28 protein-coding genes and 1 pseudogene are annotated in these 26,955 nt (G+C 39.2%); 22 read left to right on the top strand and 7 right to left on the bottom strand.

All coding sequences use genetic code 11. From position 1 onward, the window contains the following. Positions 1 to 22: 22 nt before the first annotated feature. Genes PL9214_RS20080 through PL9214_RS20065 form a run of 4 tightly spaced genes read right to left on the bottom strand, consistent with a single transcriptional unit; the run spans position 23 to position 3,901 of the window. Complete coding sequence (locus tag PL9214_RS20080; RefSeq protein WP_072720543.1) at positions 23 to 829, bottom strand: phytanoyl-CoA dioxygenase family protein; 807 nt, start codon at positions 827 to 829, stop codon at positions 23 to 25. Between the two features lie 47 nt (positions 830 to 876). Beyond that, complete coding sequence (locus tag PL9214_RS20075; protein ID WP_245824313.1) at positions 877 to 2,616, bottom strand: SulP family inorganic anion transporter; 1,740 nt, start codon at positions 2,614 to 2,616, stop codon at positions 877 to 879. After that, complete coding sequence (locus PL9214_RS20070; RefSeq protein WP_306341365.1) at positions 2,609 to 3,205, bottom strand: rhodanese-like domain-containing protein; 597 nt, start codon at positions 3,203 to 3,205, stop codon at positions 2,609 to 2,611. Before PL9214_RS20070 ends, PL9214_RS20075 begins: the two co-directional genes overlap by 8 nt. Positions 3,206 to 3,211: 6 nt before the next feature. Continuing rightward, positions 3,212 to 3,901: an MBL fold metallo-hydrolase gene (locus PL9214_RS20065; protein ID WP_072720542.1), complete on the bottom strand. Its 690-nt coding sequence runs from the start codon at positions 3,899 to 3,901 to the stop codon at positions 3,212 to 3,214. 445 nt (positions 3,902 to 4,346) lie between these two features. On the opposite strand from PL9214_RS20065, the gene petC reads away from it, so the two are divergent. The 14 genes from petC to PL9214_RS19995 all read left to right on the top strand — a co-directional run bounded on the left by petC (position 4,347) and on the right by PL9214_RS19995 (position 18,640). After that, positions 4,347 to 4,880 (top strand): cytochrome b6-f complex iron-sulfur subunit, encoded by a 534-nt coding sequence (petC, locus tag PL9214_RS20060; protein ID WP_072720541.1) that lies wholly within the window; start codon positions 4,347 to 4,349, stop codon positions 4,878 to 4,880. A 130-nt stretch (positions 4,881 to 5,010) separates the two neighbouring features. Then, positions 5,011 to 5,535, top strand: a complete 525-nt coding sequence (locus PL9214_RS20055) for a rhodanese-like domain-containing protein (RefSeq protein WP_245824312.1) — start codon at positions 5,011 to 5,013, stop codon at positions 5,533 to 5,535. A 74-nt stretch (positions 5,536 to 5,609) separates the two neighbouring features. Further along, the gene (locus tag PL9214_RS20050; RefSeq protein WP_072720539.1) at positions 5,610 to 6,926 is read left to right on the top strand and encodes an NAD(P)/FAD-dependent oxidoreductase; all 1,317 of its coding nucleotides are present in this window, start codon (positions 5,610 to 5,612) and stop codon (positions 6,924 to 6,926) included. Positions 6,927 to 7,371: 445 nt separating this feature from the next. Continuing rightward, positions 7,372 to 8,073 (top strand): 4Fe-4S dicluster domain-containing protein, encoded by a 702-nt coding sequence (locus PL9214_RS20045; RefSeq protein WP_072720538.1) that lies wholly within the window; start codon positions 7,372 to 7,374, stop codon positions 8,071 to 8,073. Between the two features lie 15 nt (positions 8,074 to 8,088). Further along, positions 8,089 to 8,931 carry a DUF2202 domain-containing protein gene (locus tag PL9214_RS20040; protein ID WP_072720537.1) on the top strand — a complete coding sequence of 281 codons (843 nt, stop codon included), beginning with the start codon at positions 8,089 to 8,091 and terminating at the stop codon, positions 8,929 to 8,931. Positions 8,932 to 9,014: 83 nt separating this feature from the next. Continuing rightward, positions 9,015 to 10,061 (top strand): heterodisulfide reductase-related iron-sulfur binding cluster, encoded by a 1,047-nt coding sequence (locus PL9214_RS20035; RefSeq protein WP_072720536.1) that lies wholly within the window; start codon positions 9,015 to 9,017, stop codon positions 10,059 to 10,061. Positions 10,062 to 10,176: 115 nt separating this feature from the next. After that, positions 10,177 to 11,247, top strand: a complete 1,071-nt coding sequence (locus PL9214_RS20030; protein ID WP_072720535.1) for an FAD-dependent oxidoreductase — start codon at positions 10,177 to 10,179, stop codon at positions 11,245 to 11,247. A 14-nt stretch (positions 11,248 to 11,261) separates the two neighbouring features. Further along, complete coding sequence (locus PL9214_RS20025) at positions 11,262 to 11,849, top strand: 4Fe-4S dicluster domain-containing protein (RefSeq protein ID WP_072720534.1); 588 nt, start codon at positions 11,262 to 11,264, stop codon at positions 11,847 to 11,849. Continuing rightward, positions 11,846 to 12,712: a CoB--CoM heterodisulfide reductase iron-sulfur subunit B family protein gene (locus tag PL9214_RS20020; RefSeq protein WP_072720533.1), complete on the top strand. Its 867-nt coding sequence runs from the start codon at positions 11,846 to 11,848 to the stop codon at positions 12,710 to 12,712. Before PL9214_RS20025 ends, PL9214_RS20020 begins: the two co-directional genes overlap by 4 nt. A gap of 56 nt (positions 12,713 to 12,768) precedes the next feature. Beyond that, positions 12,769 to 13,323, top strand: a complete 555-nt coding sequence (locus PL9214_RS20015) for a ferritin-like domain-containing protein (protein ID WP_186440418.1) — start codon at positions 12,769 to 12,771, stop codon at positions 13,321 to 13,323. A gap of 151 nt (positions 13,324 to 13,474) precedes the next feature. After that, the gene (locus PL9214_RS20010) at positions 13,475 to 16,174 is read left to right on the top strand and encodes a cyclic nucleotide-binding domain-containing protein (RefSeq protein ID WP_072720532.1); all 2,700 of its coding nucleotides are present in this window, start codon (positions 13,475 to 13,477) and stop codon (positions 16,172 to 16,174) included. Positions 16,175 to 16,424: 250 nt separating this feature from the next. Then, positions 16,425 to 16,871 (top strand): DUF2214 family protein, encoded by a 447-nt coding sequence (locus PL9214_RS20005; RefSeq protein ID WP_072720531.1) that lies wholly within the window; start codon positions 16,425 to 16,427, stop codon positions 16,869 to 16,871. 20 nt (positions 16,872 to 16,891) lie between these two features. Beyond that, positions 16,892 to 17,881 (top strand): NAD(P)/FAD-dependent oxidoreductase, encoded by a 990-nt coding sequence (locus PL9214_RS20000; RefSeq protein ID WP_072720530.1) that lies wholly within the window; start codon positions 16,892 to 16,894, stop codon positions 17,879 to 17,881. Between the two features lie 66 nt (positions 17,882 to 17,947). Further along, the gene (locus PL9214_RS19995) at positions 17,948 to 18,640 is read left to right on the top strand and encodes an aldehyde oxygenase (deformylating) (RefSeq protein WP_072720529.1); all 693 of its coding nucleotides are present in this window, start codon (positions 17,948 to 17,950) and stop codon (positions 18,638 to 18,640) included. A 104-nt stretch (positions 18,641 to 18,744) separates the two neighbouring features. Here the strand turns inward: PL9214_RS19995 and PL9214_RS19990 are convergent, their stop codons facing one another. Further along, entirely contained in the window at positions 18,745 to 20,217 is a 1,473-nt protein-coding gene (locus tag PL9214_RS19990; RefSeq protein ID WP_072720528.1) for a polysaccharide deacetylase family protein, read from the bottom strand. Positions 20,218 to 20,386: 169 nt separating this feature from the next. On the opposite strand from PL9214_RS19990, the gene PL9214_RS19985 reads away from it, so the two are divergent. Continuing rightward, positions 20,387 to 20,965, top strand: coding sequence for a Uma2 family endonuclease (locus tag PL9214_RS19985; RefSeq protein ID WP_072720527.1), 579 nt, complete (start codon positions 20,387 to 20,389; stop codon positions 20,963 to 20,965). Between the two features lie 62 nt (positions 20,966 to 21,027). Then, positions 21,028 to 21,492 (top strand): DUF29 domain-containing protein, encoded by a 465-nt coding sequence (locus tag PL9214_RS19980; protein WP_072721136.1) that lies wholly within the window; start codon positions 21,028 to 21,030, stop codon positions 21,490 to 21,492. 49 nt (positions 21,493 to 21,541) lie between these two features. Here PL9214_RS19980 and PL9214_RS19975 read toward each other — a convergent pair whose 3' ends face one another. Next, positions 21,542 to 21,733: a hypothetical protein gene (locus tag PL9214_RS19975; RefSeq protein ID WP_072720526.1), complete on the bottom strand. Its 192-nt coding sequence runs from the start codon at positions 21,731 to 21,733 to the stop codon at positions 21,542 to 21,544. A gap of 220 nt (positions 21,734 to 21,953) precedes the next feature. Here PL9214_RS19975 and PL9214_RS19970 point away from each other — a divergent pair, with 220 nt between their 5' ends. Continuing rightward, on the top strand, positions 21,954 to 22,307 hold the full coding sequence (locus PL9214_RS19970) for a transposase (RefSeq protein WP_245824311.1): 354 nt from the start codon (positions 21,954 to 21,956) through the stop codon (positions 22,305 to 22,307). A 36-nt stretch (positions 22,308 to 22,343) separates the two neighbouring features. Next, positions 22,344 to 22,484: a hypothetical protein gene (locus PL9214_RS32395; protein ID WP_193372507.1), complete on the top strand. Its 141-nt coding sequence runs from the start codon at positions 22,344 to 22,346 to the stop codon at positions 22,482 to 22,484. 84 nt (positions 22,485 to 22,568) lie between these two features. On the opposite strand, the pseudogene PL9214_RS19965 reads toward PL9214_RS32395, so the two are convergent. Further along, positions 22,569 to 22,829, bottom strand: a pseudogene (locus tag PL9214_RS19965) (transposase); the annotation flags it as partial. Between PL9214_RS19965 and PL9214_RS19960 the strand changes: the two are divergent. From PL9214_RS19960 to PL9214_RS19945, 4 genes are all read left to right on the top strand, one after another. Next, the gene (locus tag PL9214_RS19960; protein ID WP_222425260.1) at positions 22,818 to 22,991 is read left to right on the top strand and encodes a PIN domain-containing protein; all 174 of its coding nucleotides are present in this window, start codon (positions 22,818 to 22,820) and stop codon (positions 22,989 to 22,991) included. The pseudogene PL9214_RS19965 and the gene PL9214_RS19960 overlap by 12 nt on opposite strands. A gap of 38 nt (positions 22,992 to 23,029) precedes the next feature. Next, positions 23,030 to 23,659 carry a Uma2 family endonuclease gene (locus tag PL9214_RS19955; protein WP_072720525.1) on the top strand — a complete coding sequence of 210 codons (630 nt, stop codon included), beginning with the start codon at positions 23,030 to 23,032 and terminating at the stop codon, positions 23,657 to 23,659. Between the two features lie 194 nt (positions 23,660 to 23,853). Further along, a complete protein-coding gene (gene bchE / locus PL9214_RS19950) occupies positions 23,854 to 25,890 on the top strand; it encodes a magnesium-protoporphyrin IX monomethyl ester anaerobic oxidative cyclase (protein WP_072720524.1) in 2,037 nt (678 codons plus the stop codon). A 198-nt stretch (positions 25,891 to 26,088) separates the two neighbouring features. Then, the gene (locus tag PL9214_RS19945; RefSeq protein WP_072720523.1) at positions 26,089 to 26,937 is read left to right on the top strand and encodes an acyl-CoA desaturase; all 849 of its coding nucleotides are present in this window, start codon (positions 26,089 to 26,091) and stop codon (positions 26,935 to 26,937) included. Positions 26,938 to 26,955 lie beyond the last annotated feature (18 nt).

Below are 26,955 nucleotides of genomic sequence, written 5' to 3'. Positions count from 1 at the left end.
TAATCAAGAAAGAAAACACTCATTAATTTGGATTTAAAGCTGAAAGAATATTAATTAAACCCTTAAATAAATTTTGAGATTCGGGAGTTAATTCTTGTAGAATATTAGGTTGTAAAAAACAAGTTGGAGGAGGTGAACACCAATCAGCTAGAGTTCCATAGATGATATCAAAGGTTCGACGAGGTACATCCGCAATATAATTTCCGCGATGAATACCCCAGGCATCAAAAAATACTGCATCTCCTGAATTGAGATGAATTCGAGTCGCATTCGGCATCGCTGGAGAATTCGGCTTTTTACCGTTTAAACCTTTACGAATCTCTCGTTCTTGAGGTGTGTCCCAACGCTGGTGAGAACCCGGAATATATTCTAAATTACTATCGGGAATCAAGGCAATATGGACATGAATCCCAATGCTTTGCTTCATTCTCACTTTTTCGGTGTCTTCATCGGGAGCATCAAACTGTTGATCTCGATGCCAATCTCCTGCACGGGTATGGTTAGCTGGATTGAAAAAATATTGGGTATTATAAAATAATAAATCTTCATCTACAATTTGATTTAAAATGTCTAAAATTTTGGGATTTGCGATCGCATTTAATAAGACCGGAAGTTCTTCAGGATGATGAATAAAATAACGAGGTTCGGTTAAAAAAGCTAAATTGGTAAAATTGGCAGCTTGTTCAGGTGTGGATGACTCCTGCAACCAGTCTTGAAAAATGCGATCACAAATCCTTTGCAGTTTCCTCACCTCGGAAGCCTCTAATAGTTGAGGAATAACGATGAAACCTTGTTCATTCCATTGGTTTCTGAAAGAATTTTGATTCATAACTCATGGGTAAGCGAAGGTTAATTCTAATGATAAGACATATAACTTTAAACGGAAACTCGTTGAGATAATTCTTTCATGGCTTGGTCTGTGCTTAAGAAAATGTGATCGCGTCCTAATTTATCCACAAACCCAACTTTTTCTAATTGATCAAAAACCGGGCCTTTGACTTCAGATAAATAAAACTCAATGCCCATTCCCCTTAAATCATCAATCAAACGTTGAAGGGTTTCTAAAGCACTGCCATCAATTAAGTTAATCCCACTGCAAACTAAGAGTAAATATTCAACTTCTTTTTGTTCTGTTACCAGCTTTAATAAATAGTTTTCTAAATATTTAGTATTCACAAAATATAAACTTTCATCCACGCGCACCGCTAAAATATGAGGGCAAGTTGCCACCGAATGACGTAGAATATTGCGAAAATGTTCTGTATTTCCCACCCGTCCCACAATCGCAATATGGGGTTTACTGGTTCGAGCTAAATGTAAAACTAAAGAAATTAATACCCCAATAATAATACCTTCTTGTGCGCTGGTGAACAGAACTGCAACAAACGTACCGCACCAGGTAATTGCATCCAGTTTATTATATTGCCATAACCGTTTTAGAGTCGAAAAATCAAGGAGATTGCCAACGGCAACTAAAATAATCGCGGCTAAACTGGTTTGGGGTAAGTAATAAAATAAAGGTGTTAAAATCAAAACCGTTAACATCAAAAATACGGCAGTAATGACTGATGCTAACCCGGTATTGGCTCCGGCGGAATAGTTGACAACGGAACGACTTAATCCCCCCGTTATTGGATAGCCTCCCGTGAATGAGGCGGTAATATTTGAGGCTCCCAAGGCAATTAATTCTTGATTGGCTTCAACTGTTTTGCGTTGTTTACTGGCTAAAAATTGCCCCACTGAAAACGCTTCCATAAAGCCAACAAAACTAATGGCTAAGGCGGAGGTTCCTAATAATTGCAGATGGTTTAGATCTAAATTAGGGAAAGTCAAAGGCGGAAACCCTTTAGGAATTTCTCCCACCACTTTCACCCCAAATAATTGATCTAAATGGAGTAACCCGACTAAGATTGAACTTGCGATCACCACCATTAACGGCCCACTTTTGGTGAGGGGAATAATAATTGATTCCTGAACTCCTTTGGATTTGAGATATTGTCCTAAACCTCGATTAAAATAGAGTAATAAGACTAAACTGATTATTCCTAATGTCAACGTTATGCCATTGAGATGAGGACTTTCCTGAAAAATAGCAGTAACGGTACTTAAAAACGATTCAGTTTGAGGAATTTTGATTCCCAATAGATGTTTAACTTGGCTAAATCCAATTAGAATGGCTGCGGCACTAATAAAACCAGAAATCACCGCTTGGCTGAGGAAATTGGCAACAAATCCTAACCGAAAAATTCCGATTAAAAGTTCAATGATTCCGACTAATAAAGCTAAGGTTAAGGCATATCCCCAATATTCTGGCGTGTTTTCTTTGGCGATCGCACTCACAGCCGTTGCGACCATTAAAGAATCGACCGCAACCGGAGCCACCGACAGCATGGAAGCGGTTCCTAAACAGGCATAAACAATCTGAGGAAAAATGCTGGCATAGAGCCCGACTTCTGGGGGTAAACCTGCCAGCATTGCATAAGCCATTCCCTGGGGAATTAACAAACTTGCAACAATAATTCCGGCGGTTAAATCTCCGGTTAAATCTGTTTTTTTGTAATTTAATCCCCAGTTTAAAATCGGAAAATATTGTTGCATTGATGTTAACTTAAACACGCTGATTATAAGGTAATTTTGCTAATAATTGTGCCATCATGCAAGTATTGGTAATTCCGGCAAAGAGTAATCCAGCCCCGACAAACCCACTTAAAAATAAAAAATTGGGAGAAACAAATACACCTAATAAGGTTCCGATTAACACCAATGAACCCGCAATTATTTGTACCTGTCGCATCATGCTAATAGGTGCATTTTTATTAACAAGGGTGGGATATCCTACTTGTTTCCAACTGTTTAATCCCCCTTGTAGGTGCATGACCTGTTTAAACCCAAAGGCAAACAATTTTTGAGCCGCTTGGCTACTGCGGTTGCTGGTTTGGCAGTAAAAAACAAAGGGTTTTGAGCCGTTAATCGGTAATTGATTCGGATCAAATGTAGATAAGGGCATGGAAATTGACCCGGAAATATGTTCTCCTGCATATTCAGACGGTTCTCGAACATCAATCAGAGTAATTTCATCTTGTTCCAGCCATTGTTTTAAGGTTGTCGCATCAATTGATTGTAATTGGTCAGTAATAAAGTTAGCCATATTTTGAGTCGGGTAATTGCATTGGTAATCATTAATTTTATCAGGTTTGCAGACCATCTTGCTTTAAACTTGATTTCCACACAGTTGATTCGCCGGAACTGCTTCAGCAATTTTTTTCGGGTTAGGTAGATTTAAGTTATTCATCATCTCAATAAAGCTGTTTCGATCTTTGCCAACAAACCGAGGATTAAATTGTTTTTCTTCTCCAATGGTAGAAACCGTTCGTCCTTGATAATCATGACCCGGATAAACGGCGGTTTGATCGGGCAGAGTAAATAATTTTTGAGTAATATGATCGTAGAGTAATCCCGCATTTCCACTTTGAAAATCGGTACGTCCACAGCCTCGAATTAATAAGGAATCTCCAGTTAATAACCACTCCCCATTCACTAAATACGCCATGTGGCTATCGGTATGTCCCAAGGTTGCGATCGCTTGAATTTTAACCTTTCCAATCTCTAAAATTTCTCCATCTTTAATAAAGCGATCGGCACAATTAACAATGGCGTTTTCGGGAACAATTCCTGAACATCCGGTGCGTTCTCTAAGTTTTCCAGTTCCGGTAATATGATCCGCATGAACATGGGTTTCTAAACAATACCGCAAGGTCAATCCTAATTGTTCCAATAGGGTGATATCTCGTTCTACTTGCTCTAACACAGGATCAACTAAAATCGCCTCTTGAGTTGTTTCGTCCGCAATTAGATAAGTATAGGTACTGGTTTCTGGATCGAACAGTTGGCGAAAGAGCATGGTTTTTCACTCCTTGGGGGGAAAACAGCAACAAAACTATCCTACCATATAGTTTTATAGAAAGATAGATTTATAAAAAAATTTTCAATTACCTTGACAACCATATAACTAAATGACAATATTAAAATACCTGCATATTTATCCTCTAACTCTAGGACTTACCCAATGGGCTGATGCAAAAGCCAGGTTTCTGGAGCAAAAATCAAGTTTCCATCCTGAAAAATAGCCAGAAACCTGATTTCTTGGGTACTGTGTGTAAGTCCTAACTTTTATTCCTTGCAGGTTTCAGCACTTATAAACGCCGAGGCGATCAACAGTGCCAACTTTGGCATTGAAGTGATCCACGTCTGAACTGTCGGTTTTGATTCCTTCTAACCGCGTCTTTTTAATCTCCGGCTTCTTCAGATTTAAACGAGAAGTCGGTTTTTCTCCTAACTGAACTTTAATGGAAAATAGCCTACCTCTGGAAAGTCCTTCTTTGTCCCGTCGTCAACTCCTGAATTTTTTAACAGGTGCAGTTGTTGCGACCACTGCGGGAGCCGTTCTTTATCCTGTAGTTGAATATGTTCTTCCTCCGGCAGAAAGTGGAGAAGATGGGGCAATTTTGGCAAAAGATATCTTAGGAAATCCCATTCCTGCTAGCCAAATTTTAGCCGAGGCCCCTGGAACTCGTGCTTTAGTTGCGGGTTTAGCAGGAGATCCAACCTATTTGATTGTTGAAGAAAATAGCTGTTTAAATTCGATGGGAATTGTCAATAATTGTACCCATTTAGGGTGTACGTTTCCTTGGAATTCTGTTGATCAACAATTTCAATGTCCTTGTCATGGTTCCCGTTATAGTGCCGATGGTTCAGTTTTACGAGGGCCAGCACCTTTACCGTTAAAATTAGTTCATGTTGCGGTTAGAAATAACCAAATTTGGATTTCTCCCTGGACAGAATTAGATCCCCGAACTCAAGCTCAACCTTGGTGGGTTTAACAACAGCAATAGAAATCGGATTGGTAAAAAAAATTGGGTTATCAACCCGGTTTCTAGTGCCATTCTAACAATAATAACCATCGGATTACATCATTTTTATTTCTAGGCTTTGAGATTTAGCTGTTACAGAATGGATATGTTTATGTTTGGAAATCTCGGTAAAATCAGGCAAAAATTATTATTATTATTTTTGCTGATTGGGTTGCTCCTTTCTCCTGTCTTACTGTTTAAGCCTGTACCTGCCTTAGCCAGTTCTTTTGATTTAGGAGAGCCGGTTAATGCACCGGAAAATTTGAACCCAGTGATCACTCATTTTTTGGAAGAAATTCCTCCCCGATATTATGCAATCATGAAGATTCAGGATCTTCAAAATCTGATACAACAAGGTGATCTGGTTTTAATTGATGTTCGAGAACCTTCTGAATATGCTTTCGGTCATATTCCAACTGCCATCAACATTCCTTTAAGATCCTTAACTCAAAATATCGATCAAATTCCTCAAGATCGTCCTGTGGTTTTGTATTGTACAACAGGTTATCGGACGGCAATGGGAGTGATGGCATTAGAACTTTTAGGCTATCAGAATGTTCGAGGATTTCCTCCTAGTATTCAAGGTTGGAAAGCAGCCGGACAACTTTTAGAAACAGTCTTGTAATTCCTGATGCAATTAACAGCATTTATGGATTGATTTTCACTAACAACAACTCTTCTTACACAACAACACTCAATATGGTTATATCTACAATCAAACCCGTCGAAATTTCCGATAAAGTGACACTTCCAACGGTTACTAAAACCTTAAATTATCAAATCGTGATTATCGGAGCAGGGGCAGCCGGAATTACAACCGCATCTCTACTTTTTAATCAGAATCATTTTCTCGATATTGCTATTATTGATCCTTCCGATAAACACTATTATCAACCGGGTTGGACATTAACGGGAGGGGGTGTCTTCCAGATTGAAGATACCGTTAGAAATCAACGAGATGTTATTCCTCAAGATGCCACTTGGATTAAAGATAAAGTCATTCACTTAGACCCAGATCACAATCAAGTTTTAACTCAAGCGGGTTTCCTGGTTCGATATGATTATTTAATTGTTTGTCCGGGTATTCAAATTGATTGGCATCTGATTTCAGGACTCAAAGAAGCGTTAGGAAAAGAGGGTGTCACCACAAATTATTCTCCTCGGTATGCACCCTATACTTGGGAATTGATTCGTAATTTTAAAGGTGGAAATGCTTTATTTACCTTTCCGAATACTCCGATTAAATGTGGGGGTGCACCTCAAAAAGTCATGTACATGGCCGATGACACTTTCCGTCTAAAATGGGGAGTTCGTCAACGAACCAACGTGATGTTTTTTTCCCCCGGAAATCGGATGTTTTCTGTTCCTGAATATTCTCATCTGTTAGAAAATGTTATTAAAGAACGAGAGATTAATGTTCAGTTCCGACATAATTTAAAAGCGATTATCGCTGAAACAAAAACAGCACTTTTCGATATTTTGGATAACAATGGCAATGTAATTGATCAAGTGAGTTATCCCTATGATATGATTCACGTTGCTCCGCCCCAAAGTGCACCGGACTTTATTAAACATAGTCCTTTAGCTGTTCCGAATAATCCCTATGGTTGGGTTGATATCGATGCTTATACCTTGCAACATAAGCGATATCCGAATGTTTTTAGTTTAGGTGATGCTTCATCTTTACCCACTTCTAAAACCGCCGCCGCTATTCGCAAACAAGCACCGGTTGTTGCTAAAAATTTACTCGCTTTGATGGCTTCAAAACCGTTAATCAGTCAATATGATGGTTATACTTGTTGTCCCTTAATTACCGGGTATGATCGGACTATTATGGCAGAATTTAATGGTTATAATACCACAGTTATATCCAGTTTCCCCCTCAATCCGGTTAAAGAACGGGCAATTATGTGGACAATGAAAGTTACCGCTTTACCCTGGATTTATTGGAATCGAATGCTTACGGGAGATCGATTTGAGGGAGAGTACATTAAATTTATGCAGTGGAAAAAATAACCTCCTAGGGTGCGTAAGCTTAAGCTTACGCACCATTTTTTATTCAAAACTTTATAAAAAATATCGCTACTAATTAGTTATTTTTTAATGACAATTTGTGGCTCAATATTCTATTGATTATGGGAAATAAAAATAAAAAATTTTAACTTTTTGGATTGACAGAATGACAATATCATAATAAAATAAATTAGGTTTAAAAAACCAAATCAGTTGTTGCAGATTAATCTGATTCGTCTTAAGAAGTGTTCTATTCCTAAAATCAGGCGGTAGGAGCAGATTGATCTAACTTTTTGCTATGCCATTGCTCATAGATCAATCGACTCCTACCTTTTTCCACTTCTGAATTAAGTACATTTACTGATTGACATTTTGTATATTTTATATAACCATATAATAATATAAATATTTAATCAGTTAATAAAAATTGCATCGGAGGGTTTGGCTGATGGGCCAGCTAGTTAACGAACTTAAACGAGATATTCAATACCAACACGGGATGAATGCCTGCCTGAACTGTGGCATCTGTACTGCGGTTTGTCCAGCCGCCGAAGTTTATGACTACTCTCCGAGAGAAGTGATGAACATTTGCCATCTGGAAGATGAAGACTCCCTCATAGAGTTACTTAAATCTGATAAAATCTGGTTTTGCGGACAATGTTTCTCCTGTAAACCCCGATGTCCCAGAGGTAACAGCACCGCCCAAGTGATTCTGGCTTTGCGTCGGCTTTCAGTTCGTTATGGTTACTTTGCAGAGTCCGAAAAAGGCAGACAACAATTATTTGCTAAACGAGTCTTTGGGGAAAATCTGCTTAAACGAGGTTATACCTTAGTGGCAGAAAATATCACCCCGGCCCACTTTCCTGAACTCGGAGAAAACTGGGAATACTATTACGAACACATGGCGGAAATGCGAGAGTGGTGGGATGTTCCCATGAACTTAGAAAATAGTGCAGGTTCCCACCGCATGATACCCGAAAAAGACATGGATGAATTGCGGGCAATTTATCAAGCAACTGGGGCGCTTGAGTTAATGGATGCTGTTGAAAAAGGCATGGAAAAGAAACTCGGTAGTAAAGAAGAAGTTGAAAAATATTGGGAAAATTGGGTAGAAACGGCTGATAGCAGAAACTACGAGATGGGAGAATAAATCAGGAGAAAAATTATGCAGACAGTTAATAATTTTAGTAGCGTCAATAGCAGTCTGGATGCCTCCGAAACGGAAGGACTCCTCTATATGCGCGAAGAAGAAAAACTGGCGCATGATGTCTACGTCACCCTGTATGAACAGTGGGGATTGTCTATTTTTAACAACATCGCCAATAGCGAAGATCGTCATGATAATCAGATAGAAACCCTGCTTAATAACTATCAAATTGAAGATCCAGTTGGTGATAATCTGATCGGTGTTTTTGTCAATCCAGATTTACAACAATTGTACAATAATCTGATAGCCCAAGGCAGTGAATCCCTAACGGCAGCCTTACAGGTAGGAGTGTTGATTGAGGAGACTGATATTGCAGATTTACAAGAGCGAATTGCCCAAACAGATAACGCTGATATTCAAAAGGTATATGAACAACTTTTGAAGGGATCAAATAATCATCTGAGTGCATTTACTTCAAACTTGACTGGCGAAACTGTTAATACTAACTCCTCTAATACCTCTAATAATTTAACGAATCAGATTCAGGAAACAATAATAGATGACCCTCTAACTGGAGGTGGAAGCAATCAAAGCTTCGTTAGCAATGGTGGGGGTAACTCAGCTTATGCAGCAAATTTTGTCTTGGGTTCGTCAAGTCAAATTAACAGCACTGGGTTATCAGCAGTTGAGCAGAGTTATCTGAATATTGATAATAGTTTTACTGCCCGAAACCAGCCCTTTGCTTCATCTAATATAGGAGGGATCAGTAACTTATCTACAAACGACTTGCCGATGGGCTTTTCTCTGACTCAAAACCCGATGGCTGCTCTTACTATAATGCAGACAATAGCCAGAATATGAGAGCGGTAATTTGCCCGGTTAATTCCTAAATTAGCATCCATCAAAGATTAAAAATTGACATCAATAAAAAAGGAAAAAACACAATGAAAGTAGCTAGACAAAATTTAGCTTGGGAAAAACATCAAAAGCACGTTCCAACCGTTGATGAACCCGGTGGGAATGTATGGGGATGTTTCCGCAGTTGTTTTCTGCAAAGTGCTGCCCCCTATACAGAAGGAATTGCCTATAAAATCTTAAAAAATGACTTAGGAATTGATTTACGCGAAGCAGCTGGACATACTTCTTGTGGGGCAATTGGCTATCACGGAGATGTGACTAATCTGGAAACCCAAATGGTGGTTGCGGCTCGTAATTTTTCCGTTGCCCATGATGAATTAGGAGTCGATAATCTCTTCTCATTTTGTGTGACTTCTTTCGCGAATTACACTGAAATGATTCAACTTTGGGAAGAAGAACCAGAGTTACGAGAATATACAGAAAAAATGTTAAAAGAAACCACAGGGCGTGAGTTTTGGGTTCCTCATGTTTCTGGGGGTAGACCGTCTGTAGTTCATGCGTCTGATGTGTTTTTTGCCAATCGCCATAAATTAGCAGAAAAAGCTAAATATAGTTTAAAAGGAATAAAAGCGGTTGATCATATTGGCTGCCACTATGGCAAAATCTTTCCGGGTGAGTGCATGGGGGGATCTGAATTTCCCCAAGTTTTAGTCGGGTTATTAGAAGCATTTGGCGCGGAAATTGTTGATTATCCAGAAAGAAGACATTGCTGCGGCATGGGTTTTCGTCAATGTGCATTTCCTGAAAATCGAGACTATACCGCTAGTAGCGTTTATAAAAAGATGAAAAGTCTCAAAGAAACCCATCCCGATTGTAATTTAATTTTAACCAATTGTCCGGGGTGTACGGTGTTTTTAGATGCGGAGCAAGGAACGATTAAAGAAGTCTTGGAAGAAGAATTTAATGTTAGTATTCTCGACTATGCTCAACTGACGGGTTTGATGTTAGGATACGATCCTTTTAAAGATTGTGGATTAAATGCCAAAGTTGTTCCTATTGAACCCTTATTAGATAAAATTGGCATTTCTTACGACAAATCTAAAACCTTTGAAGAACGGAGAAGACCGTTTTAATCAGTTATCAGTTATCAGTTATCAGTTATCAGTTATCAGTTATCAGTTATCAGTTATTGAAATTGTAAATCATCATACCTATTGAATTTTATTTCCTAAAAAAAAGGGAGGAAACATGAACAAACCTGTGGTGATTATTGGTGGTGGCCCTGCGGGATTGGCAGCGGCTGGAAAACTTCAAGACTTTGGTTATGAGGTGGTTTTAATTGAAAAACAAGCTGAAATTGGCGGACATTTAAACAAGTGGTATAAAGTGTTTCCTGACTTTACGGACGCTTCAGAAATTACGGCTAATCTGAAAGCAGGTTTAGGAAAAACTCGAATTTTAACTAATACAACCGTAACTGAAATTCAAGGGTCTGCCCCCAACTTTCAACTCACAACATCAACGGGAGAAAATCTTGAAGCAGCAGCAATTTTAGTTTCAACCGGATATAAGCATTTTGATGCCAGATTGAAGGAAGAATACGGTTATGGAATTTATGATAATTGCATCACTTCAGTTGAACTCGATCTGATGCTAAAAGACCAGAATATTAAAACCCGGTCGGGACAAGTTCCGAAAAAAATAGCCATGATTCATTGCGTTGGTTCTCGTGATGAAAAGGTGAATAATAATTACTGTTCTCGCGTTTGTTGTACAAATACGATTAAACTGGCGATTGAAATTAAAGAACAACATCCCGATTGTGACGTTTACTGCCTTTATATGGATATACGGGTGTTTGGTCGCGGTTATGAGGAACTTTACCGCACCTCTCAAGAACAATATGGGGTGCAATTTTTACGGGGTCGGTTGTCAGAAGCGAGTGAGAAAAAGGATGGCAATTTATTACTGCGCTTAGAAGATACCTTAACGGCAAAACCGATGCGATTAAGCGTTGATTTGTTAGTGTTAATGGTGGGAATGGAAGGCAACCCAGAGTTAGCAGAAATAGCGAATTTAAAATTAGGATGTGATCGCTTTTATGCCACCGCCCATCAACAATATTCTAATAATATGTCAACCCGTGAAGGTATTTTTCTAGCGGGGGCAGCAACAGGGCCAAAAGCCATTATGGAATCAATTACCGATGGTCGCTCGGCTGCCGCAGAAATTGCCAGTTTTGTTGCTCGTTATTCACAAAATTTAGCAACTCATTTGAATGGGCAATTCATAACAGAAATAGCAACATCTCTCAAATAAAAGAGGAAAAAATTATGGCAACAAAAGCGAAAAAATTTGTCTTTGGGTTGAAAGCTGATCGCCAACTCGATGGCGATAAAATGAACTCCGATTTTGTTAAAAAAGTGGTTGCTGAAGGGGGAAAAGGGGCTGTGATCGCGGCTTGTATGCAGTGTGGGACTTGTAGCGGTGGCTGTACCAATATTGATCAGATGGATATGTCCCCTCGAACTCTCATTTTAATGACACAACGAGGGGAATGGGAGAAGGTACTTAAAAGTAACGCTTTGTGGATGTGTAGTTCTTGTTATATTTGTACCTCCCGATGTCCCCGTGGGGTGCGTCCTTCTGATGTGATTGAAGCGGTAAAAGCGATCGCCATTCGCGAAGGAATTGAGAACAATTCAACTCGTTTTAATCAAATTTTTGTTGAGTTAGTGCAGAAACGAGGCATTCTGTTTGAACCAGAATTAATGCAGAAATATGGCGGTTTACAAGCCATGATCGATCAAGCAGAATTGGGCATTAAATTAACCCTTAAAGGAAAAATGTCACCGTTTCCTGCAAAAATCAAAGACCCTAAAACCTTTAGTGAAGCATTAGAAGAGGCAAAACAATCATGAAATATTCTTACTACCCTGGATGCAGTCTCCATACCACTGCTAGAGAGTTTGATATCTCCACAAAAGTTGTTATGGAGGAATTAGGAATTGAACTCAAAGAACTGCAAGATTGGTCTTGTTGTGGGGGTTCTGTTGCTGCTGGAGTTTCTCACGATGTTGGGATGGCAATGGCTGCGAGAAATGTGGTATTAGCGCAAAAAGAAAATCTGGATTTATTAACATCTTGTTCAGGATGCTATAATAAATCTGCACGGGCAGCCAAAGCCTTAGAAGATGCCGCCGAAAAAGATAGAATTTCAGTGATTTTATCGAAAATGGGATTATCAATTTCGGACTACAATATCCGTGTTAGAAATGTGGTGGATGTGTTAGCCAATGATATTGATATTACGCCCCATATTAAAAAGCCGTTAACCGGGTTAAAAGTGGTTTGTTATTATGGCTGTTTGTTAACTCGACCTGCGGATATTACGGGCTGGGATTCTCCGATTGTTCCGATGTCAATGGATAAACTTTCAGCAATTTGTGGGGCAGAAGTCATTGATTTTTCCTTAAAGACAAAATGTTGTGGTGGCCCGATTTTAGTTTCTCAACAGGATATCGCCTTTGACCTAACTAAACAACTCTTAGATGAGGCAAAATTTCAGGGCGCGGATTGTATTGTTTTAGCTTGTCCCTTGTGCGATACGAACTTAGAACTACGTCAAGGAGAAATTGAGAAAAAATACAATATTTCTTACAATTTACCAATTTTATATATCACCGAAATTATCGGATTAGCATTAGGAATAAAACCCGGAAAATTGGGCATGAATAAGCATATTGTTTCCCCTCAACCTGTTTTAGCTAAATTGGGATTGTGAACTTGAGGGTTGACTGATTACTGATGCGCGGGCGGGCTGACCCCGCCCCTACGGTTATGAACAACTACAAACCGATCAAAAACAATCTTGGCACAGCTTTTCAGGGGTTAATAGCAGGAATCATTATCACTAGCAATAGCATAATTTTTCCCGGCTTTTTCCCTTTAAAAGCACTTTCTAAAACTGCTTTAGATTCTAAAACCCAACAAGCTATGATTGACTCGATTAATGATGAATATCGCGCCAGAGCTTTGTATAATGCGGTTATCCAAAAATTGGGTTCAGTTCGTCCATTTAGCAATATTGTTCAATCGGAAAATAATCATGTCAATCTTTGGGTCAACTTATTTGCTCACTATGGAATGCCTGTTCCCAATGATACATTTTCTGGTCATATTTCCGTACCTGATACCTTAAAAGAAGCTTGTCAAATGGGAGTAGAAACCGAAATTGATAACGTAAAAATGTATGATAATTTTTTAAGTTTTGTTACCCAGCCCGATTTAAAAGCCGCCTTTACTCAACTGCGTCAAATTTCTCAGGAAAGGCATTTACCCGCCTTTGAACGCTGTCAAACTCAACCGAATAGAGGTCAAGGACACTTTTTTTAAGGGTGAAAGAACCTAAATTCTTGAGTTTAAAGTTGACGCTATCCTGAGAAATTGTACGATCAGCTACTTCAAATCTGAAAAATATTCGAGTATGATCAATTCTCAAAAGCCAGTATTTTCAAATCTTGCTTGCTGAATTGAGGGAAATTTGATGAACTCTATAATCGAGTTAACAAGCATCTTCCCCTTGCCACAACCCATCGATTACGATCCAACAGTTGCTTCCGATGAAGGGAAAAGAGCAGAAGATATGGGTTGGCTAGGGAGTCAACCTATCTGGGAAAGCCTGCCAGAAAGCGCGATGCAAGCAATTTCCCAATTGTTTTATCGCTTCCAAGTCGAAGCAGGAAGTCTGATTTATCGAGAAGGACAAACTCCCATCGGGCTATATCTGCTCAAGCTGGGAAAGGTGGAAATCTTTCAACAATCGCCCATTGGTAAATTGTCGATCCGCGATCGCCACCCTGGAGATTTATTTGGCTATACACTGGTGGCGAGTTCCGATGAAGGAACGTACCATAGTAGTGCGATCGCCCTGACAGCCAGTGAAATCCTGTTTTTACCCCAAAACCAGTTTTTGGAATTGGTGATAGACTATCCTGCTATTCAACAAGCGATCTATTCCCTGTTGATGCGAGACTTAGATGATCTTGCCAGCCGCATTGCTTGGGAAGAAGAACGCATTCGAGGCTTGCAACCCTACATCCAAGATATTCCCACCGGGGAAATGATTCTGGGTCATAGCAAAGCTACCCAAAAACTCGCTCAAAAAATCGATCAAGCCGCATCTACGTTAACGCCTGTGGTGTTTCAAGCCCAACCGGGTAGCGGAAAAACCTTTTTAGCGGGATTGATCCACCTGCGTTCTCAATTAGCTGACCGACCCTTTGCTGAATTAGATTGTGCCGAACTTCCCCATACCGCAGATGGTAGACTCAATACCGATGTCTTATTTGGCAGAACGGGAAATCAACCGGGTATTCTGGAATTATTAGAACAGGGAACCTTATTACTCGATAACGTTCAGGTTTTAAGTGAAGGCGATCGCACTCGATTAATTCACTATTTGAAAACAGGATTAATTATCCCCAATCATGGCATATTAAACCACCATCAATTATCTCACGAACCACCTCAACCCGTTCAATCTTGGGTGCGTTTAATTTTTGCCTCTGCCAACAAACTCATTTTTCCCGATATTGAAATTATTTCAATTAAACTATTAACTTTACCCCAACGGAAAGCCGATATTCCCGAATTTGCCGAATACTTTCTGAATCAATTTTGTCGGGAACAAAATCGCCCTCTTCTGCAATTGGATCGGGCAGATTTGCGCCGTTTGATGAGTTACGAATATCCCGGCAATTTAGCAGAATTAGCCGAAATATTGCACCGTGCCGTGATGATGACCCCCATCGGACAATCGGTGATTCCAGAACAAGCTTTGTGGTCAGTAGAATCTAGGAAAAATGCCTTTCGGATTGATTTGCTCACCCATGTTCCAGGGTTGCGGAAATTGTTGTTGAGTCATTGGTATCCCGAAGGGATCTGGATCTTGATGATGGCAATTTTCATCCCCGTTACAATTTTAGGTTTTATCGGTTCCCAATCACGAGATAACAGCATTACCCTCAACTTATTTTGGGCTTGGTGGTGGCCTGGTTATCTATTTTTATTCGCCTTTGTGGGGCGAGTTTGGTGTGCTATCTGCCCGTTTATGATTGTGGGTGAATGGATGCGCCAACTTTCCCTGTGGTTATTTCCCCGTCAGCAACTCACCTGGAATACCTCATGGCTCAATCGTTGGGGTGCGTGGATATTATTTGCCGGGTTTGTAATCATTTACCTGTGGGAAAAACTGTGGGATTTGCCCCATCATGCCTATCTTTCTGCTTGGTTATTATTAACAATTACGGCTGGGGCTGTGATTTGTAGTTTAATTTATGAACGTCGGTTATGGTGTCGCTATCTCTGTCCTATTGGTGGCATGAATGGGATGTTTGCCAAACTGTCGATAACGGAATTGCGCTCAACTCAGCAAGTTTGTGGGAGTCAGTGTAATACCTTTGGCTGTTATAAAGGCAGTACGGAAACTCCACTTAACTTTATTGATGCCTTACCCAACGAAGGACAAGCGAGTAAAGGTTGTCCGCTTTACTCCCATCCCGCCCAATTGCAAGATAACCGTGATTGTATGCTTTGTATGGATTGTTTGAAAGCTTGTCCCAATCGCTCAGGACAGTTAAATTTACGCTTTCCTGCATCGGATTTATTAGATGATCATCAAGGTTTTTGGGCAGAAGTAGCCCTGTTATTACTATTATTTGGGGGTGTGTTTATGCACCATTCCCAGACTATTTTAGGTTGGTGGGGATGGGAAAATTTACCTGTCGATGCCGATCATTTTCTAAGCAGTTTACCCATCACTTTAGCATTACTCAGTATACCTGCTATTTTAACATTAGGAACTCATGCGATCGCTCGCTTTTTTGATCCTGAACAACCCAGTTATTTAACGATTATTTACGCCTATCTCCCGTTTGTTTTGGCTGCCAATTTAGCCCACTACGTTCCTTCTTTTATTACCGAAGCCGGACAAATTCTCCCCGTATTAGCTCGTTCTTTAGGATATAGTGGGGCAGGATTACCCACTCTAACTTGGAGTTTAGATGTGGCTCAATTTCTGCAAGGGGTAACACTACTTTCCGCATTAGTTTTTAGCCCTTATCCTCTGCTACGAATTACCAAACAAAGCGACGAAGCAACCGGGATACAAAGACTAATCAGTAACCTGCCTCATTTATTATTCATGGCTGGATTAACTGTTTTATTATTCAAGTTAATGATTTAAAAGGGAAGCATGGGATGAGTTTAGCATTAAGAAATCTCCTGATTTTAGCTGGATTTAGTAGAGACGCGCCATACCGCGTAGTGCTATAAACCTTGTTTTTGGGCTGGATTTGAAGCACGATAAGTATAATTACTGATTGAAAATCTTTTGCAATCAGTTATACTACTAAATGACAATATAATCATAAATATTGAAAAAACGCCGAAAACCTTTTTAATCCTCAGTCATCAGACAAACTCTTTACAGAACTATGTGGGCAAGTTCAATTACAGCTTATTTCCATTACTTAGGTTTTATGTTAGCGTTTGCGGCTCTCACAGTAGAGAGTTTTAACTTAAAAAAAGAAATGACCCTAAATGAAGCCAAAAAAGTTGCTTTTGCGGATCTGGTTTATGGGATAGCAGCCACCTTAATTGTAATTACAGGAGTCTTAAGAGTTTTATACTTTGGAAAAGGAACAGATTATTACCTCAATAATCCATTTTTTTACGCAAAAATGGGGATATTTATCCTCGTTAGTTTATTATCATTGTATCCTACATTTACCTTTATTTTATGGTTTAAAAATCTACAAAATGGTAAAGCTCCTTGCTTAGAATCTTCCAAACTGAATCGACTGTCCTGGTTAATCAAAGGAGAATTAATCTGTTTTACATTCTTGCCTTTATTTGCAGCAATTATGGCTCGAATTAGTTAATCAATCAACGGAGAAAAATTATGCAGCTTTCCAAAAATAATTTACAGGATAAACAAAACCCAATTTATGATGTTATAGTGATTGGTGGCGGTGCTGGTGGACTTTCGGCAGGAATTTATTTAAAACGTTATCGCCTTTCTAGTTTAATGATTGATAAAGGCAAAGCTCGGTCATTTTGGATGCAGGAATTACATAATTATTTGGGTTTACCTCCCGATACACCCGGACGAGTTTTATTACAACGGGGAAAAGAACATTATGCTAGTTTAGATGGGGATTTTCTCAACGGTTTTGTTGAAGAAGTCATCGATGAAGGACAAACCTTTGCCATTAAAGTCAAAGTCGGTCGTCAAAATAGTATTGAAGCGGTGTTTCGTTCAAAATACTTAATTGCTGCAAGCGGAATTATCGACTATTTACCTCCCTTAGATGATATGCGAAACGTTTACGAATATGCGGGTTATAACCTGCACGTTTGTATGGTCTGTGATGGGTATGAAATGATTGATAAAAAATGTGGTTTTTTTGCTGGGAGTGAAGTCGCAATTGAAGAAATGGTATTTAATTTAAGTTGGTTTACTCCTTATATTACTATTTTTACCCATGGAGTATTTACCATCAGTGAACCTCTGAGAAATAAATTAAAAGAATATGGTTATCCAATCATAGAAACCCCCATTCATCAATTTGTCGGAAAAAATCATAAAATGACCGGAGTTGAGTTAACCGATGGAAGCTTAATTGAGTTAGAAACTGGATTAATTTCGATGGGATCTCGCTATCATAATACCTATCTTAAAGATATTAATCTGGAACTACAAGGAAATAATTTACTCACTGATAAAATGTGTCGAACTTCTCACCCTAGAATTTTTGCAATTGGGGATTTAAAAGTGGGGTTAAATCAAGTTATAATAGCAGCAGGAGATGGAGCATTAGCTGCTACAGCAATTTGGCGAGAAATTCGTCGGACTACCGGAGCAAGACCTTGGCTAGAAAACCTAGCCTAATAATGCTATTCAAAACAGATTAACTGATGATTTAAACCCAGTATACTATCAGGAGGCTAATTTAAAATGTCTGAATCCTTATCCACTCAAAAGTTAGATTATAATAGCGATACTTACCGTGATAGTTTCAGCCGAATTAACGGAATTGTGATTGAAGGAGAACAGGAAGCCTATGATAATTTTATCAGTTTGGCTGAACTTTTGCCCGAATTTTCCAAAGAATTAATGAAGTTAGGTAAAATGGAACAGGGTCATCGTAAAAGTTTTGAAGCCTGTGGTAAAAACTTGAATGTTATTCCTGATTTAGAAATGGCAAAGTATTTTTTTGCTGATTTGCGCCAATTATTTCAAACAGCAGCAACTACCTCAAAAATTGCAACTTGTTTGTTAATTCAATCCTTAGTCATTGAATCCTTTGCGATCGCAGCTTATCATAACTATATTCCCGTTGCCGATAATTTTGCTCGAAAAATTACTCAATCTGTCGTTAAAGATGAATACCACCATCTTAACTTTGGAATTCTTTGGCTCAAACAACACTTTCAAGAGATCAAAGCCGAACTAGAAACCGCAAATCGTCAAATTTTACCCATCATCTTGCGAATGCTCAATCAAGTTGAATCTGATGTTAAAGTGCTCGGAATGAACAAACTCGAACTCATCGAAGAATTTATGGTTCATTATGGAGAATCTCTCCATCAAATCGGCTTTAAAACCACCGAAATTTTACGACTTTCTAGCCAAGCGTTAACCGCTTAAAAAATACGATACTGTAAGGTGCGTAAGGTTTCTTTTTACGCACCACTTCCATCAATTTTATTCTTCAAAAGAGCCATAAAAAGAATAGGAACAAAGAACAGGATTTAATTCTTTTTTCCTTTATCTAATTTAGGAAAACCCCCCTTCTGATAAATAGCAATTTGTTCAGGAGTTTGTAAATCCATAAAATCCGCTAACACACTATAGGTAACACATTGAACTTCTGGTTTCCCACAAACCTCCTCCGCAAAGCGAAATAGCGCTTTCCAGTAAGCACCTTGATTCCAATCGGAAAAATGATGACCGATATGCACAGGTGCACGGTTTCCTAAATAGTTACTTTGGAAATATTTTAAATAGGTTTGAAACATATCTTCTTCATAACGTTTGGCATTACTAGAGTTAGGTTTTCCCTTAGAATGGGCATAGTAAAAGTTATAATCCATTGATAAAACATTTTTGCGAGTCATCGCTGTTGTAAGAGAAGCCAAGGGGAAATTCCAAACCCCATTTTCAAGTTTTGGCCAATAATTCGCGGCGGCGACTCGGCTAGTATCATAACGAAATCTTCTTTTTTTCAAGGTTTTATATAAACCCGGACTCTGACCCAACTCAGGAGCACGAAATCCTTGAATTGCACTGACATCAAATGCCAAAGACCCTTTTAAATTGTTGATTTTGTAAGCATTAAAAATAAATTGATTAAAATAGTCAAATTCTCGCGTCCAGTCCGCCTCACTCCAGCGACTCCCATCAAAATGACCCACCGCATGGGAGCCAATTTCATGACCTTCTTGGTAGGCTTTGTTCAACTGTTCCAGGCGCAGATTAATCTCTTCGGGAGTGCCACCCCAACCAATGGCAGACCGTCCCCGACCTTTTCCCCCAGGAGGGGTATAGAGATTGCGTTTCTCATTATTTACAAAGTAAACCCCGCTAATAAAATAGGTAAAGTGAGCCTGAATATTCTTTTTTGCCATAGTTTGAGTGAAATTGCGAGATTTTTTCCACGCATCCAGGGAGCGAGAACCATCAAAAGCCAGTAGAACAAACTGAGGGGGACGACCGACCGGGGTAATCAGTTTTTTATCCTGCATCTTTTTATACAACAAGCGGGCATTCTGGCGAGTTGACACACAAGTGCTGCTATCGTTAGCTTGGTTACAGGTTGGGATAAGCTCTTTAGGAAAAAGCCCTAACGCTTCATTTCCATCAACGCAGTAGCCCAGAATTTGATTGAAGCGACTCCCATCAGGACAACGTTTTTGTCCATAGGCTTTGAGGAACAAGGCTTCCGGCCATTGTTGGGTATTACAAACACTCCCCCCATTCAAGCCTTGACATTTTTGTACCATGCGCTGGGTAAACGGCCCAAAAGCATTTTCACCGTTAGAATAGAAGTAACCTCCTAACCCATTAACAGGTTTTTCTTCGATGGGTTGCGGTGGTTTTGGTGTTGGGGAGACGGCAACGTTAAGGGTTTTAGTCGGTGGAAAAAGCGAGGTGGAATTGGCACAACCCCACAATATTAAGGACGAAGTAATATAAATAAAGCGTTGATACAACCCTTTCAACATTTTTAACACTCTTCAATACAATTTCAAACTTTAATCATATTATTTCTTGAACCTTCGGAGTCAACTTTTCAAATCGTAGAGGCGTTCACACTCCACCACAAAATGTTATAATCAATGCAAATCATTAATTCTAATAACATTACCTCAGAATCACTTATTTTTTAAAACCATGGTAGCAAATCAACAGCAAAATTACATTTCTCTCGAAGATTATCTAGCAGGGGAAGAAACCAGCCCTATCAAACACGAATATATTGACGGGCAAGTTTATGCAATGGCAGGGGCCAGTGATGCTCATGTTACCATTTGCTTAAACTTAGCTTCAGCCTTAAGAAATCATGTTCGAGGACGGGGTTGTCGTGTCTATATGTCCGATATGAAAGCCCAAATTGATACAGCTAATATTTATTACTATCCTGATATTTTAGTGACTTGTGATCCGAGAGATCGAGAATTAACAAATTATAAAAAATATCCTTGTTTAATTGTTGAAGTTTTATCCCCAAAAACAGAAGCCTTTGACAGAGGTGATAAATTTGCCGACTATCAACAATTAGAAACGTTACAAGAATATATTTTAATTAACCAAAAACGTCAGCGTGTTGAATGCTTACGTCGAAATCCTGAAGGTCTTTGGGTCTTACAATTCTACCACCCAGGGAGTGAAATTCATTTAAAAAGTATTGATTTTCGCACTCCTATTGACGCTTTATATGAAGATGTCACCTTTGAAGATAATCGTGATTAATAATATTAATCTCAATGAAATCTGTTAGACTGATGTACATAATAGAAAAGGAGGAAAACTCAATGACAACGATTCAATCAATGGCAATAAAGTCCCTTTATGAACAGGATTTTTATGAGTGGCTACAAACCAATATAAACTTATTAAGAGAGAGAAATTTTGCCGATATAGATTTAGAAAATATCCTAGAGGAACTGGAAAGTATGGGGAGAAGTGAGAAAAATGCTTTAAAAAGTAATCTGAGAATACTTCTGATGCACTTACTCAAGTATAAATATCAGCCGGAAAAACGAACAAATAGTTGGGTGTACACCATTATAGAACATCGAATACGCCTCGGAGATACTTTCACAACCAGTCCGAGTTTATATCGTTTTTTTGAAGAGATTTTTAATGAATCTTATCAAAATGCTAGGAAACTAGCCGCAGGTGAAACAGGTTTATCGATTAATGAATTTCCCCCAGAGTCTCCCTTTACGGTAGAAGAAGTTCTTAATACTGATTTTTTACCGTCTGACAAGAATTGACAAAAAAATGAGCAGTAGGGACACAATATATTGTATCCCTATTTTCCGCCTACGCTAAACCCTGAGATACAAAACCCGCCCAATATTGGGGACTGACAAAGGGTAATGGTTCCCGACAAAGTAAGTCTAATCGTAATCGTTGAATTTTAACCATTTCTGTTTGATTTTCGCCCCAGTTTTGCTGCTCAAAATAAGCCTCTAATTGTTGTTTATAGTTAGCATATAATTGATCTCCTGTCAAATTACGCAGCTTAAATTGGGCTTGACGAATCGCTTCTGAACGGCTTTCCCCTCGTTTCCTGGTTCCACCAGGGAATGCCCACAGGAGGCTCTGCCTCCGATAACAGCAGGCGGAGCCTGCAAAAAGGCATTGCTAGGTGGAACCTAGCAACGAGGGGGACGAGGGGTAGTATAATCATCAATGCAGTCAACCCTAAAAACCAAAGTAAAATTAAATCGAGATGGGACGTAGCCGCTATAAAGTATTAGAAGATAGACCCCATTTTGTGACTTGCACAACCGTTAACTGGATTCCCATTTTCAGCCATCCAGAATTTGCTCAAATTATCCTTAATTCCTTAAAGTTTTTACACGACCAACAGCGCTTAATTTTACACAGCTACGTTTTAATGGAGAACCATCTACATTTAATTGGAACTGCTGAAAACTTATCCAAAGAAATCAGAACCTTTAAATCCTTTACCGCTCGTTCTATTATTGATCAACTCAAGCAAAATCAAAGTCATCATCTATTAACTCAACTTAAAGCCGCTAAACTCCCCCATAAAACTGATCAAGACTATCAACTTTGGTAAGAAGGCTTTCATCCTCAAGCTATCCTCACAGAAGAAATGTTATGGCAAAAATTAGACTATATTCATAACAATCCAGTTAAACGTGGTTATATTGACGATCCCCTCCATTGGCGATATTCCAGTTATCGAAACTATCAAGATTTACCCGGATTAATTCCCATCGAAATCATTTCATAAACCCCTCCACCCTCTGGTTCCCTGGTTCTACCAGGGAATGCCTACCGGAGGCTCTGCCTCCAATAAGCTGCTACGCAGCTTGATTTAACAAACAGCATTTCCTTTGTTTTTAATTTTACGATGCCAATTAATAATAAGCTCTCCTTCATTTAATAATTTATGTAACAAGTCTTCTAGCTGCTCAACTGATTCAAATAGTCGATGAGCTATATATTCTTTGGCTGAATGCCAAACCAGTTCAATTAAATTAAAGTCAGGGCTGTAAGGAGGTAAAAACTCTAACCTAATATTGGGCATTTCTGCTTCTATTTTTTTTAAAATTTCTTTCTTTTTATGAAAACTAGCAATGATTTTACTCATGCGATCGCAAGTACATCTTTACCAGAAACTTTCCATAAAGATCCAGCAGATAGAATTTTAGTAGCGATCGCTAAACGATATGGTATTCCCTTAGTAACTTATGATAGCAAAATTTTGAGCTATCCCCTTGTACAGACTATCTGGTAGTTAAGATAAAAAAGGGAAATCTAATAGAGGAATATATTATGCAACTACTCGAAACTAACACAACCCAAAAACGCACTTACACCCCGGAAGAATACCTCACCCTAGAGGAAACCGCAGAATATAAAAGCGAATATCACGATGGAGAAATTATACCGATGACGGGTGGCACCACCAACCACAACCAAATTGCAGGAAACTTTTACAAAAAATTCCCTTTGACCATCAAAGAACAAAAATATCGGCTATTTATCGGCGACGTTCGCCTCTGGATACCCGCCACCCGACGCTATGTTTATCCTGATGTGATGGTAATTCAGGGAAAGCCTACTTACCAAGGAAAAAATACCACCACTGTCACTAACCCCACCATTATCGTTGAGGTTTTATCAAAATCAACAGAAGGTTACGATAAAACTGATAAATTTCGCTTTTATCGCTCTATTCCTACATTCCAAGAATATATTTTAATTGACCAAAATGCTTATTATTTGGAACACTATTCAAAAACGGGAGAAAAACAATGGAGATTTACCGAATATGACTCAGATCAGGATATTATCTCTCTGAGTTCCGTTGAATTCCAATTTACTTTAAGCGAACTTTATGAACAAGTAGATTTTTCGGAAATTGAAGAGACGGAAATTGAAGAGACGGAACTTGAAGCATAACTTGAATCATCCAGGAACAATATCAGGGTTATCCTACCCCCGATATAGTAAGCCCTTCAGGGCTTTGAGCCGTCAACCCGTCACTACGAAGTGTTAAATTATGATAACGTTGCTCATTTGATTCCTATATAGTCATATAATCTCCATGAGTTCGCAAATCTGAAGAGAAACTGAGGGTTTCAGGAGGAAAGCAAATGCGGATCATGTTGATTCAACCGAATTATCACTCTGGCGGGGCTGAAATTGCCGGAAATTGGCCTGCGAGTTGGGCTCCTTATGTGGGGGGTGCGTTGAAAACCGCAGGGTTTACCGACATCGAATTTGTCGATGCGATGAGTAACTTTATTGAGGATGACGAATTAGCGAAAATTTTGCAAGATCGTCAACCGGATGTGGTCTTAGCAACGGCCATTACTCCGATGATTTATAAGTCTCAAAGTACCCTGAAATTAGTTAAACAAATTTGCCCGAATGCGAAGGCAATTATGGGCGGTGTTCACCCCACTTATATGTATCGGGAAGTGTTGAGTGAAGCGCCTTGGGTGGATTATATTATTCGGGGAGAAGGGGAAGAAATTACGGTTAATTTATTAAGAGCGATCGCTAATGGTACTGATAAAATAGACCGTCAAACTATCTTAGGAATTGCTTTTTTAGATGAAGGCAGAGTGGTGGCAACTCCAGCCCATCCTCCGATTAAAGATTTAAACACTTTAACCCCAGATTGGAGTTTATTAGATTGGGATAAATATATTTATACTCCTCTCAATACGAGAGTTGCGGTTCCCAATTATTCCAGAGGTTGTCCCTTCCGGTGTCGGTTTTGTTGTCAATGGAAATTCTGGCGCAAATATCGCTCTCGGTCGCCGAAACATTTTGTGGATGAAATTGAAACCTTAGTAAAAGAGCATAATATTGGATTTTTCATTTTAGCTGATGAAGAACCGACGATCAATAAATCAAGATTTATGGCATTATGCAATGAATTAATTGATCGCAATTTAGGGGTACATTGGGGAATTAATACGCGCGTTACGGATATTCTCAGAGATGAAAAAGAACTCCCGTTATATCGCAAAGCGGGATTAGTTCATGTGTCATTAGGAACGGAAGCTGCTGCTCAATTAAACTTGAATTTATTCCGTAAAGAAACGACCATTGCGGATAATAAAAAAGCCGTTCAATTGTTGCGAGAAAATGGGATTTTGGCGGAAGTTCAGTTTATTATGGGATTACCCAATGAAACCCCAGAAACCATTGAAGAATCCTATCGCATGGCGCGAGATTGGAAAGCAGATATGACCAACTGGAATATGTATACTCCTTGGCCGTTTTCTGAACTGTTCCAAGATTTAGCAGATAAAGTGGAAATTCGGGATTATTCCCATTATAATTTCGTCACTCCGATTATTAAACCCGATAATATGACGCGGGAAGATGTTCTTAAAGGAGTGCTGCGGAATTATGCCCGATTTTATTCTTGGAAGTTTCTGGAATATTGGTTTGAAAAAGATCCGTTTAAACGCCGTTATTTACTCGGTTGTCTGTGGGCATTTGTGAAAACAACCCTTAATAAACGATTCTATAATTTAAGCCGGGTGAAACAAAAAGGATTGCATACCGAGGTTGAATTTGGCTTTGATGAATCTAAGATTTTAAGTGCTGAACAAATGGCACAATTTAAACAGCATACTCCCGCAGATATAGACTCTATCGGTACAATTTCAGCCTGTGGTGCGCCCAATGATTTATCTGAATGTGACAGCTATACGAAAATTCAACAAAAACATGATATAATTCAGGTAGCTGTAATTGAAGATGAAGAGGAAACCCGTCTGAACCTACGGAAAAATTTGCGATCGCAACCCGGAATAGAAGTCGCTAGTGAAGCCACAAATGCTGAAACAGGCTTGGTTTTACTCGAATCGATTGATGTTGATGTTGCGGTGGTTGATAGCACTCTACCGGATATGAATTTGGTCAAGTTTATTCGCATGGCGCGAAAAGCTCAAGGAAATTCCTATGTAATTCCCTCCAAAATTTTAGTTTTGGTAACGCCTGACCAAGAATCAATTCTATCAGAGGCGTTAGAAGCAGGAGCAAATGGCTTTTGTTTGAAAGATGCACCCATTCAAAAACTCGCCAATGCGGTGCAAACACTTTATCATCAAGGGAGTTATCAAGACCCAGCCATTACCCCTTTGATGTTAACTCCCACAACCCCAGGATAAATTTTGGTTTTAACTCAAACAAAGGCAACTGACTCCACTCATCAACATCCTGCCATTCAGGAGCAACATAAAGGGGGATATTTAATCTAAAAATTTTGTTAGGGAGGGGAAGATTTCCAAAATTTTCTGTTATCTTAAAATCTACCGAGATTCACCCCCATTGATTGATAAAACATTTATTTGGTTGAGGAGATTTTCATGACGTCTCAAGTCGCAACTTCACCTGAAAATGAACCGAAGTTAAACGGTTTAACAGTTGCGTTTTTCAGCGTAATTCATGCGTTAGCTTTATTCGCACCTTGGTGTTTTTCTTGGTCAGCTTTAGGAATCACAATATTTCTACACTGGTTTTTTGGCAGTATTGGTATTTGTTTAGGCTACCATCGTTTATTAAGCCATCGCAGTTTTAAAGTTCCCCAATGGTTAGAATATGCGATTACTTTAATTGGGGTTTGTGCATTACAAGGAGGCCCGATTTTTTGGGTCGCCGGACACCGTTTGCATCATGCTTATACGGAAGATGAAGATAAAGATCCTTACTCCGCCCGTCGAGGATTTTGGTGGAGTCATATGTTATGGATTTTCTACCCTCGTCAAACCTTTTTTGATGCTGACCATTACAAACGATTTGCCCCTGATTTAACGCGAGATCCGTTTTATTGTTGGTTAGATCGTTATCATCTGTTACTGCAAATTCCCATTGCTGTGCTACTTTACAGCATTGGCGGTTGGTCATGGTTGGTTTATGGCGTATTTTTACGGGCTGTGCTGTTATGGCATAGCACCTGGTTTATTAACTCCGTGACCCATATGTGGGGATACCGTACCTTTGACACCGATGATAATTCTCGTAACCTTTGGTGGGCGGCAATTTTCACATACGGAGAAGGATGGCATAATAACCATCACGCCTATCCTAATGTGGCGAAAGCGGGTTGGAAATGGTGGGAAATTGATATGACTTGGTGGTCAATTTGGGTATTAAAAACCGTTGGTTTAGCTCAAAAAGTAATTTTACCTCCAACTCAACGGGCGACGGAAACTTAAATTAACCGTGAGTCCCTT

Source organism: Planktothrix tepida PCC 9214, from assembly GCF_900009145.1.
Lineage (GTDB): Bacteria > Cyanobacteriota > Cyanobacteriia > Cyanobacteriales > Microcoleaceae > Planktothrix > Planktothrix tepida.
This window is presented reverse-complemented; position numbering and strand designations above follow the sequence as displayed.